We start from the raw sequence: 14,318 nt of genomic DNA on the forward strand, positions 1-14,318 counted from the left end.
TTTTGTTATACTTTTAAGATAGTAATAATTATCTAGATATCAAAGATATAAGTCAACTTATGAATATCCCTAAATAATAGGGATCTGCCGACTCTCAGTAACGGAGAGTATAGCGTCTTTTTACAGCCTTGCGCGATATGTTATGCGTGCTTTGATAGGGGTTACCCTCGATGAGTAACAAGCAATTGTATTCACTGTTTTTAATCTTGCGGCATTGAGCGAATAAGCGGTTTTTAATGATTGATAATGTAAAGTCATCTTTGGTTTTGCGTTGAATCAAAAGATGTTCACCGATCAGGTAGTCGCCCTTTGATAGCGTTTGTAATTTCAACAAACGCCCCGAGTTCTTTTAGTATTTCTAGTATGCCCGATGGAACTTCCCTGTGATCGTTAATAATATGCGGACTCGAGTGTTATGTCATTTAACGGCTTTTGAATAAGTTAACGAAATAGATAGAAAGAGTGAAGAGCGAGTAGAGCTTATTTTTGGCAAGACCGTATTAGACGTATATTAATTGGATCTTCAGTGAGAAAAAATTTTGATTGCTTAAAAGATTTCAGTGGTCGAACTTGAATTTTAACCTTATGCTTTCATGAATGGCATTGTTAATCAATAGATACTGAATAAAGAAACTTAATAATTGGAAGAGTATTTTATTCATTGATAACAGATTTTACAAACTGTGATTTGTTAGTTAGAGAATCAGTGGTAAATATTGGGGTTTTAAGCTGTTCTTGCTCTTTTTAAAGCAAAAAGGTACAGTAAAAGCTTTATTTCGCATTATCTTAACGAGATGATCTTAGATAGCTTCATTATGAAAAATGGTAAATGGACAATTGATTGTATTAAGGAGGAAGCATTAAAGTATACTTCTAGAAAAGAATTTGCAATAAGTTCTTGTGGAGCCTATAATGCAGCTAGACGACTTGGAATTATAGATCAAGTTTGCTGTCATATGGACGAAAAGATTAAAAAAAGGGGGTATTGGACCAAAGAGCGCATTTTGAAAGTAGCCTTAAAGTACTCTTCAAAAAAAACGTTTGAAAAAGAGTCAAGTGGAGCTTATAATGCAGCAAGAAGATATGGAATATTACAAGAGGTAACTGATCATATGCATAAGAAAAGAATGCCAAATAACTATTGGACTCCTCAGCGAATACAAGAGGAAGCTAGAAGATATACCTGTAAAAAAGATTTTAGGGAAAAATCACCTAAAGCCTCACGTTATGCAAATGAGTTAGGTATTATGGATACAGTTTCTACTCATTTTATTGAAAGCAGGAAACCTAATGGGTATTGGACTCCTCAGCGAATACAAGAGGAAGCAAAAAATCATGAAACTCGATCCGAATTTGAAAAGGCACCCAATGGGGCATATGCTAAAGCAAGACAACTTGGAATTATAGATCAAGTTTGTAGTCATATGTTCATATCAAAAAACCTATCTAAGAGATGTATTTATGTGTGTATATTTCCAGATAAACATGCCTATATTGGTTTGACATGGAGCTTAAAGAGTAGGAATAAATTCAGACAAAGACAAGAAAGGGATGCCGTTACTATGTATCACGTTAAATCTGGCCTCGACTACCAAACACATCAACTTACAGATTTTGTTGATGTTAAGCAAGCTAAGAAGATAGAACAGTATTATATAGATCTATACGAATCTTATGGATGGAAAATGTTGAATCGAGCAAAGGCTGGTGCTCTTGGTTCATATCCTGCTAAATGGACTAAGCGAAATATACAATTAGAAGCATTAAAGTTTTCATCTAGAAGAAAATTTTTTCAAAACAGTAAGTCTGCATATAATCGAGCTTGTGAACTCGGTATTTTAGATGAAGTTTGTTCGCACATGAAAACCTTACGAAAACCAAATGGATATTGGTCTCTTGAGAAATTAAAATATATTGCTTTAAGGTTCAACTCGCGAACAGAGTTTTTAAAAACTGAAGCTTGTGCATATACCGCTGCACGAACACTGGGTGTTTTGGAAGAAATTACACGCCATATGGAATACATAAATAAACCTTTAGGCTATTGGTCTAAGATTACTATCAATGAAGTAGCAAAAAAATATTCTACAAGAACAATGTTTGCTAAAAATGCCAATGATGCGTATTGTGCTGCGAGAAGACAAGGGATTCTGGAAGAGGTATGTCAACATATGGATTATGTAATTAAGCCAAGAGGTTATTGGACTAAAGATAAAGTTATTGACGAAGCACTAAAATATAGAACACAAAAGGAATTTAGAGATAATAATAGAGGGGCTCATGAAGCAGCATATAGATTGGGTATTTTTGAGGAAGCAACTAAACATTTGAAAAAAAGAAAACCTTCTGGATATTGGAATAAACAGAACATTAAAAAGGAAGCAATGAAGTACCATTCTAAGCGAGAGTTTCAAACATCCAATAAAAGTGCTTATAATGCTGCAGTTCGACAATCGTTTCTTAATGAGTTGTATATACTTCTGGGGTGGTAATATTCTCACATTATCTTGTGCTTTTTGATCGGGCTATTAGCTTGTATGTAAGCAAATTAACATCCGTTTAGAAGCGATAAATTTCTTTGCGAAAGAAGTAGGATATTGCTTAAATCTAAAGTGTTTTGTCAGTCAGTTGGTAAGTAGAGTGCATCTTAAAATTGATCAAGAAAATTATGCTATAAACTTTAAGTGTGTCATTTTTTTGATGTTGTTATTTTGTGTTGAAGCATTGGCAGAGTCATCTGTTGATATTATTCCCGACCCGTTTCCTTGAAGGAGCAGCCCTGCACTTTAGAGATTACTTCAAACACAAGTATTCATTTTGATTCCCATGAGGATGAAGTAAAAGAAGCAGCTGACTTTTTTACTCCATTCATCCGTGTCGTTTCTGGTTAGGAATTGCATTTTAATGAATCAGGTGAGTCATATATCAGTCTTGAACTAGAAAAATCGAGCCTGATTGGTGACGGATTGTCTGTTATAAGTTAAGCCCGAATATGCAGTAATAACTGCTAATTCGAGAGCAGAATTGCTGTATGGTATTCAGTCGCTTCTGCGCTGCAGCCGGCTGCACGTACTAATGCTAAACTAGTTGCGACGAGTGCATTAGCGTGGTTGCCGTATCTTCCCTGTCGTGCGTAAAAATAATAGGAATGTGCCACGCTGTACAAACCGCCAGTAAGGCACCTTTAATGGCGGATCGTTTTATATTATGAGCTGTTTGATAGGGGTTGCCTTCGATGATCAGCAGCGGGTGATATTGGCTTTGTGCTATTTTGAGGCACTGGGTAAACAAGCGACCCCCAATTATTGAAACAACAAAATCATTCTTAGTTTTTCGCTCCACAAGAAAGTGTTTTGCGACCAGGTAATCGCCTTTGCGAAGACTTTTAATTTCTACAGTAGCTCCTGCCTCCTTCAATAAATCGGGTACGCCTGAGGGTAGCTCGCGATGATCAATGATAATTAGCGGTTCATTTGTCGGATTCATAATATCTGCAATAAGCGCGTTTTGAGTTGGTTTGTTCAAGTTAGGCATTTTTATTTGCTCATGTTTTCTCTTAAAAATGACATATATGTGTCATTGCCTTGGTAGGTACTCCGCATATATCTTTGTAAAAAAAGCTTAAGAGGTACCCAATAGCTTAATTGAAAGTAAGGTGTTTAATTTAAATAGGATGATCATGAAAACGATATGTGGATTTGCAGCAATGATAATGATGGTTTGGACAGTAAATAGCCAGAATTCTCCTGTGCCAGTTTTTAAAGGAAACCATGCTGGACAAAGTATTTACGCGTTTATTAACGACTATATTGCGGCCAACGAGTTGTATTTCGATGAGGTAAGTGTGGTTGGTGTTTCCTTTGTTGTAGGAAATCAGGGGCAGGTGAAGTCGATTAAGTTATTGGATGAGGTGGATAAAGAAAAAGAACGCTTAGTGAAGCGTCTTATCTCGGCTACGTCCGGTTATTGGGAACAAGCTTATGGCCCTGATGGAAGAACCGATTTTACCTTCGATATGTCCCTTCGTATCATGCCTCCCGAAAATAATATGCAGTATGCAATCTATCAATTTAAAAGGGGCATTCGATTTTTGAATAACAAAGAGTTTGATAAGGCTAAAAAGTGCTTTGATCGAAGCGAGAGCATCCTGGCTGACCATCCCGGTGTTAACTATGTTCAAATTATTACTGATTACCAGAATGGGCATCAGGATAAGGCCTTGGCCCGATACGTGAAGCTTCAAAAACAGGATCGCTTCCTGGTGAGTTCATTGCAGGGTATGGGTGAACAATATGCTGATTTGACAGAGTAGATGTTTTGTTTTTTAAACAAATATCAGGGTAATCGCGTTAGTTTAGGGCTGACAGAAAATGCATTTAACAGCTTCATCCTTTCCTTGTTACGCGATACTCATTGTTTAAAGAGAGGAGGGGTGCCGATAGGCGGGGAGGTTTAATAATGTTAAGATGTGTTTGCTATTAGTATGAGCTTAATGAGAGGATATTTTATAAATCAATACAACCCTATGAAACGAGTCATGAGTGAACCTTGCTTTCACGGAAGGGTGTTCATTCCTGGCGAGTTCCATGTGACCAATGAAAACAAAAATCAAACACATGAAAAAAATCGTTTTAGCAGCCATGATTCTTCTGGCTACAATAGCCACCCATGCCCAATCGGAAGGGATGATTGGCGAAATCCGGATGTTTGCTGGTAATTTTGCCCCGCGTGGCTGGGCTTTGTGTGATGGTCAGTTATTATCCATTGCTCAAAATTCAGCCTTGTTTTCAATTTTAGGAACAACCTATGGCGGTGATGGACGCACCACCTTTGCCTTACCCGATTTAAGAGGACGCGTTCCTGTTCATGCCGGCAGTGGCCCGGGTTTATCGCCTTATGCCTTAGGGCAAAAAGGAGGTGCCGAAACAACCACCCTAAGTGTAGGTAACCTGCCTGCACACAGCCACAATGCAAGTGTTGTCAATAAGGTTAACAATGATGAAGCTACTTCGGATGATCCCAGTGGTAAGTATCCGGCCGTATCGGGTGAAAACATGTACCATGAGCTGAGCAATGCCGAGAGTGCAGTATCGACGGTGATGGTAGAAAACACCGGCGAAGGGCAGGCTTTTGATCAGCGTCAGCCTTATGCCACTATTAATTACATTATCTGTCTTCAGGGGATTTATCCATCGCGTAACTAGAAAAGATGCATCGATCTATTTTAATATTATTAGTGGGGATGCTGGTTTTTAATCTCAAAGCTCAGCACACCTTGAAAAAGGGCGACATCGCTTTTGTCGCGATCAATAGTGATGAATCCGATGATGTGTTCTCATTTCTTCTGCTGGCGGATGTAATGGCCGGAACAGAAATCCATTTCACAGATAATGGATGGACGGCAGCCGGAAGTTTTAATACTATTTATCCTGAAAGCCATTTCACCTGGCAGGCAACAGCTGATCTTAAGGCCGGTACCCTTGTGCATGTTACTACCTATAATGGCAATGCTGTGGCTACGGCTTCGCAAGGGAGTGTTACCGGTGAAAAGATGACGGTATCGGTGGCAGGTGATCAAATACTGGCGTATCAGGGCGACAAGCTGAACCCTGTTTTTATAGCTGCCATTAGTTTTAATCAGAATAAACCAACTGAACCGGCGTCAAATTTTGACGGTGATTCTTTTAGTAACTCAACAACTGCTCTACCAACAGGTTTAGATATAGGACAATCAGCAGTTCATGTTTACCATCCTGATAATTTTTCAGAGCAGGATAATGCCCGTTTTAATTGCAGTGTTACGGCCGGTACTAAAGCTGAATTATTGCAGGCGCTATGTGATAAAAATAATTGGACAACAGACAATGAAACGCCTTTTCAGGTGGATCCGTTCCCATGTAATTTTGAGGTTAGCCTTCCCACAGCTATTGGATCAGAAGAAGTGGATGGCGATGATTTTCGCATTTTTGTAAAAGAGCGTCATGTGGTTATTAGCCTGGCTAATTCTGAAGCTTCAGAGTTGAAACTTTTCAATGCCGGTGGGGTAATGGTCAAAAGTTTAAGAAAACCACAGGGAGTAAGAGAAGCGGAAATGGCAACCGATAACTTACCAAAGGGCTTATATATCTTAACACTAAGCATTGATCAGCAGATGGTAAGCCGAAAAGTGATTCTTTAAAATAGCTGAAAAATAATGGTAAGAGAAAGCGGTTACATCACTATTTGATGTAGCCGCTTTTTTCACTTATTTTGTTCCTGTTGCCCCGATGGTCTATGAGCCTAAACTTCAAAACTATGAATAAAAGCATCGAACAATTATCGCTTCAGAATTTATATAACCGTAAACGGACCGACCGAGACATTTTTCAGGAACTCATGTCGTTTAAGGTACGCGAGGTCTTGCTTATTGCTAATCATTACGATGCCTATAGTATTGTGCGCGAAGGACGTTTTTTCGATAAGATATTTGGTGAGTATCTGCAGCTGAATCTGTTTACCGCCCCACGTATAACCAGTGTGGCCACCTGCAGCGAGGCCGAAGAGCTGATGCAGGAACGCGATTTTGAGATGATCATCCTTATGGCAGGGCTCGATAAGCAATTGCCCCAACAAATGAGTGCCCGCCTTAAGCAAATCAACCCTGAAGTACCCATCTTATTGATGGTGAATAATAATGCCGATCTGAAGTTTTTCGACGAAGCCAGTGATAACCACGAGTATATCGAGCGTGTCTTTGTATGGAATGGCGATTCGCGCGTGTTTTTGGCCATGATAAAGTATGTGGAGGACAAAATGAATGTGCAGAACGATGTGGAGGTGGGCGATGTGCGCGTTATCCTGCTGGTGGAAGACTCGCAAAAGTACTATACACGTTACCTACCCTTGCTCTATTCCATAATTATGCGGCAAACACAAGCCATACTGGAAGAAGAATCCAGCGATCAGCTGCATAAGATTATGAAGATGCGCGTGCGACCCAAAATTTTGTTGGTGAGCACCTATGAGGAAGCCGTTGAGGTGGTGGATAAATATCTGGATAATCTGATTTGTGTTATTTCCGATGTGAAATATGCGCGCGGTGGTAAGGAGGATGAGGATGCCGGTGTTGAGCTAATTAAGTATGTAAAGTCAAAGACCATTATACCCACGCTTTTACAGTCGTCTGATCCGGCCAATGCAGCGCGCGCTGAGGTTGTCAACTCTGATTTTATCGATAAGAATTCCGATAGCCTGAGTCTCGATATCTATAATTTCATTCATCGCAAGCTGGGCTTTGGCGATTTCGTATTTAAGAACACTCGGGGTGCCAAAGTGGCGGTGGCTCGTAATATGAAGGAGTTTGTGGCTTGCATCGAAGAGGTAACGCCCGAATCATTGCTGTATCATGCCCGCCGAAACGGTATCTCTACCTGGTTGATGGCGCGCGGAGAAATCACCATTGCCAAGCGCCTGCGTCCCTATCGCATCGAAGATTTTGAGAGTTCCACCAAATTGCGACAAGCTATTTTGGATGTGTTTGAAGATGTGCGTCTGAAACGTTTGCGTGGTAAAGTGGTGATGTTTGACAAAGCCATGGTAAAGAGCTGTCGTTACATCGTCCGCATTGGCGAGGGATCCTTCGGGGGTAAAGGGCGGGGTGTAGCCTTTCTGAGTAATTTTATTGAGAACATCAATTTCGATCAAATCATCGATGACATCAACATACGCATACCGGCAACCACCATTATTGGTGCCGGAGAGTTCACCCACTTTATCGAGAAGAATAACCTTTATAACCTGGCTTTTGTAGAAAAGAATTATGACGAGATTAAACAGCTGTTTCTGAAGGCTGAGCTGAGCGATGAGGTAAATGAAAAGCTGATGCAGTATGTTGAGGTGATGGATCAGCCACTTGCTATCCGTTCGTCGGGTCTGTTTGAAGACAGTTTGTTACAGCCCTTTGCCGGTGTGTATGCCACCTATATGGTACCCAATAACCATCCGGATATTCAGGAGCGCTTTCGTCAATTGTGTACGGCTGTTAAGCTGGTATATGCCTCCATGTTCAGCGATCCGGCCAAGGCCTATTTCGATGCCGTTAACTATAAGATTGAAGAAGAAAAAATGGCCGTCATCATACAAGAGGTGGTAGGCGGTAAAGTGGGCGATCGCTTTTATCCCAACATAAGTGGTGTGGCACAGTCCTACAATTACTACCCTTTCTCTTACATGAAGCCTGAAGATGGCTTTGCTGTGCTGGCAGTGGGACTGGGTAAGTATGTGGTGGGGGGCGAAAAGGCCTATCGTTTCTGCCCCAAGCATCCGAAACTGGAGCTTAACTCGCTGCAGGATCAAATAAAAGATTCGCAGGCTTATTTCTACGCGCTTGATCTGGAGAAAGATGATTTTTGCCTTGAAAAGGGAGGGGAGGATGCCGCCATTGTTAAGCTCAATATCAAGGAAGCGGAGGAGGATGGGAATCTGAAACATTGTGCATCGGTGTATGATTATAACTACGATCGCCTCACTAACGACTTTACCAAGCGGGGGCCTCGTGTGGTTAATTTTGCCAATATTCTTAAGTATGATTGCATGCCGTTGTCCTCGACCCTGAATATGCTTCTGCGCTTTTTTAAAGAAGCCATGGGGGCACCTGTGGAAATTGAGTTCGCAGTGGATTTGGAGCCGGGAAGAAGAGGTTTGCCCACCCTTTATCTTCTTCAGATTAAACCTCTCATCAGGGTAGAAAACAATGTTAGTATCGACTTTGATAGTGTTGATCGCGACAAGGTGGTGTTGCAATCTGTCAAAGGAATGGGCAACGGACGCCTGCATCATATAAAAGATGTGGTGTATATGAATATTGATGTGTTCGACCGCACGCAAACGGCCGAGATGGGCGCCGAGATGGCCAAAATAAACAAGTACTTTGAGGAGCAGGATAAGGAGTATATTCTGATTGGTCCGGGTCGATGGGGTACGCGCGACCGCTTTACCGGTATTCCGGTTTTCTGGTCGCAAATATCGCATGCTCGTGTGATTGTGGAGATGGGCTTGCCCAATTTCCCACTCGACGCCTCTCTGGGCTCTCATTTCTTTCACAATGTTACCTCCATGAATGTGGGCTATTTCAGCGTGCACCACAACAGTGACGAGCAGTTTGTAAATATGGAGGAGCTAAAAAAGCAGAAGCTGATAAGGGAGACACAATACTTCCGGCATGTTGAGTTTCAGCAGCCCCTCACAATACTCATGGATGGTAAGCAACAAAAGGCCGCCATTGTGAGCAACGACGAATAATTGACAGGCGTCCCCTAAAGGATAAGTCTAACCTTCTAGCCTAAGGGCTATTTATAAAAACGGACGAAAGCATCTGAAACTATTGAAAAACTAAATTTCAATTTATATCTTGATGGTTATCATGTAATTAAATAGTGATGTAAATTGAAGTTTTATGAAAGATACAGGAGATTTTGTTTATCCCCCACAGGATGTGGTCGACCAGGCTATTGTTCAGTCTTACGACGATTTGTACAAAGCATCTATTGATAATCCCGAACAGTTTTGGGCCAGAGAGGCCGGGCGGCTGGAGTGGTATAAACCCTGGGACAAGGTGCTGGATGATGCTAATCACCCCTTCTACAAGTGGTTTGTGGGTGGGAAGACGAATATTATTCACAATGCCATTGACCGGCATTTAAAAACCGCTACCCGCAATAAGTTGGCGCTGATTTGGGAGGGTGAGCCCGGTGATGTTAAGACCTACTCTTACCACGCCCTTAACCGTGAAGTAGCTGAGTTCGCCAATATATTAAAGGCCATGGGCGTCCACAAGGGCGATATTGTTACCATTTACATGCCTCAAATACCGGAGCAGATATTTGCCATGCTGGCCTGTGCCAAGATAGGGGCAGCACACAGCGTCGTTTATGGCGGCTTTAGTCATGAATCATTGGCCGATCGTATCAATGCAGCCAATAGCCGGGTGGTTATTACGGCCGATGGGGGTTTCAGACGGGGTAAGGCCACGCGCCTGAAAGACATTGTTAACAAAGCTATGGAACTATCGCCCACCATGGAGGTGTGCATCACCGTAAAGCGAACGGGCGAGGAGGTTTATATGGAGAATGACCGTGATTATTGGTACCACGATTTAAAGGCATTGCCCATCGCCAGCCATAAATGCGAAACAGCTCCCATGGATGCCGAAGATATGCTGTTCCTGCTTTACACATCGGGATCAACGGGTAAACCCAAAGGGCTTGTTCACACCCATGGTGGTTATAGTGTTTATACCTCGGCCACCCATCGTATGGTGTTTGATATCAAACCCGAAGACCGCTGGTGGTGCGCTGCTGACCCCGGATGGATCACCGGGCATAGCTACATGGTTTACGGTCCCCTGATTAATGGTTCCACTATTTTCATGTACGAAGGAGCGCCCAATCATCCCTATCCTGATCGCTGGTGGCGCATGATTGATAAATATGGCATCACTGTGTTATATACCTCACCAACTGCCATACGTGGTTTAATGCGTTATGGCGAATCATGGGTGAACCGACATGATATTAGTTCCCTGCGTTTACTGGGTTCCGTTGGCGAACCCATTAATCCGGAGGCCTGGCGTTGGTATCACGAGGTGGTGGGTAACAATAAATGTCCCATTATGGATACCTGGTGGCAAACCGAAACCGGTGGTTTTGTCATTACCCCTTTACCCATTACCCCGCTTAAGCCGGGTTCGGCCACCAAGCCATTCTTTGGGCATCAGGTGGCGGTGGTGGACGAAGCGGGCGATGAAGTAGCCCCTAACGAAGTGGGGGCTCTGGTGATAAAAACACCCTGGCCGGGTATGGCACGCACTATTATGGGTGACGATGCCCGTTATGAGGAAACCTACTGGGCGAAATTTAAAGAACAAAAATATTATCATGCTGGCGATTCAGCCCGTAAAGATGAGGATGGATACTTTTGGATTATTGGTCGCAGCGATGACGTGATTAAGGTGAGTGGTTATCGTTTGGGAACCGCCGAGATTGAAAGTGCAGCGGTGAGCCATCAGGCAGTGGCTGAGGCGGCTGCCATTTCTTTGCCCCATGAGTTGAAGGGCAGTGGTATTCATCTGTATGTGATTTTGAAGGAGGGAGTAGGTGCAACGCGCGAGTTGGCTAAAGATGTGTTAGAGCATGTGGCCAAGGTAATGGGCCCCATCGCCCGACCCGAAGAGGTGGTTTTTGTCGATAGCCTGCCCAAGACCAGAAGTGGTAAAATAATGCGACGCGTGTTAAAGGCCCGCGCACTGGGCGAGGATGAAGGAGATTTGAGTACCCTGGATGATTAAGCCAAAACAAAAGGCAAGCCGAAGAAGCTTGCCTTTGTTTTTACTATTGGCTAAAAGCGCGTGGCTGTCAGCTTTATTATCCTTGATAAGTTGAGAAACCGTTTGTCGCCATTTTACGATCCACCTTCTTAACCAGGCCTTGTAATACTTTACCAGGACCTACTTCGGTAAATGAAGTCACACCATCGGCAATCATATTTTGTACAGTCTGAGTCCAGCGTACCGGAGCCGTCAGCTGGGCCACCAGATTTTCTTTGATGGTGGCCGGGTCGGTCACTGCCTGGGCATTCACATTCTGATAAACAGGGCACACGGGAGCACTGAACTCAGTGGCTTCGATGGCTGCTGCCAACTCGGCACGTGCAGGCTCCATCAGAGGAGAGTGGAAAGCACCGCCCACAGGTAATTTAATGGCACGCTTGGCACCTTTCTCCGTGAGGGCTTCGCAGGCCTTGTCAATACCGGCAATGGATCCGGAAATAACCAATTGGCCGGGGCAGTTGTAGTTGGCTGCCACCACCACTTCTTCAATGCTGTTGCACACTTCTTCCACCACTGCATCTTCAAGACCAACGATAGCCGCCATCGTTGAAGGCTCAATTTCGCAGGCTTTCTGCATGGCTTGGGCACGCTGTGATACCAGCTTCAGACCGTCTTCAAAATTCATGGCACCGGCAGCTACTAAGGCAGAAAACTCACCCAAGGAATGACCGGCAGTCATTTCTGGTTTGAAATCATCGCCCAATGTTTTGGCCAGAATAACCGAGTGTAAGAAGATGGCAGGCTGTGTTACTTTAGTTTGTTTCAGGTCTTCGTCGGTACCTTCAAACATAAGGTCGGTAATGCGAAATCCTAAAATTTCATTTGCCTTTTCAAATAGTTCCTTTGCCAGCGGTGAGTTTTCGTATAAGTCTTTACCCATCCCAACGTATTGGGCTCCCTGGCCCGGAAATACAAATGCTTTCATATCTGTTTTTTTAAGAAGGCAGGTCACAAATGTTGTTAAGAACGTTAATTGTTTGTTGTTTATGTGACCTGCGTAATAATTTAAAATTTTAATGATTCCCCTCCCGGTATTAGGTGCCTTTTGTTGCAAACAACAAAGGCTCACGGTTGACGAGAGCCATTAATTTGTTAAATTTATCAGGGCAAAGATAAAGCATAAATTACCGATACTCCTAATTTTGACCTTGCTTTTAGGTATTCGACTATTCGTTGGCTAAGTTCCAAAGTGTCAGAAAGCTTGTTTTTACAATGGCTTCAAATTTTTGCCAGTCAATGCGCTCAACGTGGTCACTGGGTTGATGGTAAGATTCGTGCCCTCCGGTGTGAAACCACATGATGGGAATGCCTTCTTTGGCAAAAGGAGCGTTGTCGCTTCCGCTGGTGGGATTATCCCATGCACTGTAATTTATTTTCAGCCCTAAGTCGTAGTCTTTATTATAATGTTTGCAAAGTGTCTCGGCCTGTTGCCAAGTCTTCGTGTAAAGCAAGGATACTGATGAATCGGGTTTCTCATAATCATAACTACGACCAATCATGTCGTAATTGTGGTAGTATTTTACCTTAGCCATGTGCGGGTAGGTGTTAACAAAGTAGCGCGATCCCAATAGGCCTCGCTCTTCTGCAGTCCAGTTGGCAAAGATGACGGTTCGTTTGGGCTGAACGCCTGTTGCCATAAATGCCCGGGCAATGGCTACTACACCAATAGCACCCGAGCCATTATCGTCGGCTCCGTTCCATATATAACCGTTGTAGTGTCCCAGGTGGTCGTAATGGGCGCCTACCACTATCACCTCCTCAGGCTTCTCAGATCCTTTGATCATGGCCAGTACGTTGCGGCATTTTTTTGCCTCAACATTGGCTGTTGTGTTCAGTTTTGCCATGCCAAAGGACAAAGTGGGCGCCTGCTTTGTAGATAAGTTTTGTAATTCGTTATGGTAGTGAGTCAGGGCATCATCAAAATTTGGAATAAGCTGCTGCATAATGCGTTTTGATACCTTGTAAACAACGGGGCTCTTTTGGGTTTCATTAGGAAGATAGAGGTTTTTTTGGTAAATGCCCGATGAACGTTTGCTCAGTGTTTTCTCCGCGGCTGCTTCAATAAAAGGTTCTTTAGCGGTGATTATTCCTGCATCAGAAGCCTGAGGATCGTATTCGAGGACGGCAATCACACCGGCGCTTTCAAGGGTGGTGTGCTTAACTTGTTGCCATTCTTGTGCGTTTTTTGTATTTAGAAGTTTATCCAAAGCGCTTCCTTCCTTGACTTCCGGGAGGCCGGCCAATCGAATTAATATTTTATTCCTGCTTTTTTTGGTATTAATTTCTTTCAGTGATGCAGAATGAATTCCATACCCGCCCCAAATTAATTCGGCTTCCTGGGTGTGAGACTGTGCTACTCTTTCTGCCACAAGATCAGTCGCGGAGGTATAAGTAATGCTTTGGATGCCGTTGGTAAGAGTGATAGAGGCCGCTTTGGGAGGGTGGGCAATAAGTAGGGGAACTTCCTGAAAATACTGTGTATTGTCAAAAGGAGACAGCCCGTATGTTTGATACAGGGAGGCAAGGTAATCGGCCGCCATATAGGCTCCTTCTGTTGTGGCTTCGCGTCCTTGAAACCAGTCAGAGGACAGAAAGGAGAGCTGTGCCTCTAGTGTATTACGGTTGATGGTTTTTAAGGCTTTATCAAGATCGTCTTGTGCGCTTATGCTCTGTGTAAATGTGAGGGTGATGAGCACGGATGCTATAAATGTTTTAATCATGGTTGCATTGTTTTTTTATACTTGCGAAATTACAGCATTCAAATAAATTGTCAGGTACCTTCTTGTTGTTAATGGCGGAATCATGTTCAAGTCCTTGGATGTACCTACTAACAAATTGTTTACTAGTGAGAAAAAAAGAGTAAAATATGAAAAAAATAAATATTGCATTGCTCTTTTTCCATTGAAAATTAGTACTTTTGCAGCGCTTTTTTGTCTAAAGTTGTCAAAAAGGC

At 42.9% G+C, this 14,318-nt stretch carries 10 protein-coding genes; 6 read left to right on the forward strand and 4 right to left on the reverse strand.

The genetic code is table 11. The features are described from left to right. Positions 1–94 precede the first annotated feature (94 nt). Complete coding sequence (locus ACRD7A_RS10775; RefSeq protein WP_430812428.1) at positions 95–334, reverse strand: ERCC4 domain-containing protein; 240 nt, start codon at positions 332–334, stop codon at positions 95–97. 481 nt (positions 335–815) lie between these two features. Here ACRD7A_RS10775 and ACRD7A_RS10780 point away from each other — a divergent pair, with 481 nt between their 5' ends. Further along, positions 816–2,492, forward strand: coding sequence for a hypothetical protein (locus ACRD7A_RS10780; RefSeq protein ID WP_430812429.1), 1,677 nt, complete (start codon positions 816–818; stop codon positions 2,490–2,492). 586 nt (positions 2,493–3,078) lie between these two features. On the opposite strand, the gene ACRD7A_RS10785 is transcribed toward ACRD7A_RS10780, so the two are convergent. Beyond that, the gene (locus tag ACRD7A_RS10785) at positions 3,079–3,486 is read right to left on the reverse strand and encodes an ERCC4 domain-containing protein (RefSeq protein WP_430812430.1); all 408 of its coding nucleotides are present in this window, start codon (positions 3,484–3,486) and stop codon (positions 3,079–3,081) included. 193 nt (positions 3,487–3,679) lie between these two features. Between ACRD7A_RS10785 and ACRD7A_RS10790 the strand changes: the two genes are divergently transcribed. The 5 genes from ACRD7A_RS10790 to acs all read left to right on the forward strand — a co-directional run bounded on the left by ACRD7A_RS10790 (position 3,680) and on the right by acs (position 11,323). Continuing rightward, on the forward strand, positions 3,680–4,312 hold the full coding sequence (locus ACRD7A_RS10790; RefSeq protein ID WP_430812431.1) for a hypothetical protein: 633 nt from the start codon (positions 3,680–3,682) through the stop codon (positions 4,310–4,312). Between the two features lie 304 nt (positions 4,313–4,616). Further along, positions 4,617–5,204, forward strand: coding sequence for a phage tail protein (locus ACRD7A_RS10795; protein ID WP_430812432.1), 588 nt, complete (start codon positions 4,617–4,619; stop codon positions 5,202–5,204). Between the two features lie 5 nt (positions 5,205–5,209). Further along, complete coding sequence (locus ACRD7A_RS10800) at positions 5,210–6,178, forward strand: T9SS type A sorting domain-containing protein (protein ID WP_430812433.1); 969 nt, start codon at positions 5,210–5,212, stop codon at positions 6,176–6,178. A 116-nt stretch (positions 6,179–6,294) separates the two neighbouring features. Next, positions 6,295–9,279 (forward strand): PEP/pyruvate-binding domain-containing protein, encoded by a 2,985-nt coding sequence (locus ACRD7A_RS10805; protein ID WP_430812434.1) that lies wholly within the window; start codon positions 6,295–6,297, stop codon positions 9,277–9,279. Between the two features lie 154 nt (positions 9,280–9,433). After that, positions 9,434–11,323, forward strand: coding sequence for an acetate--CoA ligase (gene acs, locus ACRD7A_RS10810; protein ID WP_430812435.1), 1,890 nt, complete (start codon positions 9,434–9,436; stop codon positions 11,321–11,323). 76 nt (positions 11,324–11,399) lie between these two features. Here acs and fabD read toward each other — a convergent pair whose 3' ends face one another. Together fabD and ACRD7A_RS10820 are read right to left on the reverse strand one after the other, a co-directional pair. After that, positions 11,400–12,290 carry an ACP S-malonyltransferase gene (gene fabD / locus ACRD7A_RS10815; RefSeq protein WP_430812436.1) on the reverse strand — a complete coding sequence of 297 codons (891 nt, stop codon included), beginning with the start codon at positions 12,288–12,290 and terminating at the stop codon, positions 11,400–11,402. A 241-nt stretch (positions 12,291–12,531) separates the two neighbouring features. Continuing rightward, entirely contained in the window at positions 12,532–14,085 is a 1,554-nt protein-coding gene (locus tag ACRD7A_RS10820) for a M28 family metallopeptidase (protein ID WP_430812437.1), read from the reverse strand. Positions 14,086–14,318: the final 233 nt, after the last annotated feature.

This window comes from Carboxylicivirga longa (assembly GCF_050589825.1).
Lineage (GTDB): Bacteria > Bacteroidota > Bacteroidia > Bacteroidales > Marinilabiliaceae > Carboxylicivirga > Carboxylicivirga longa.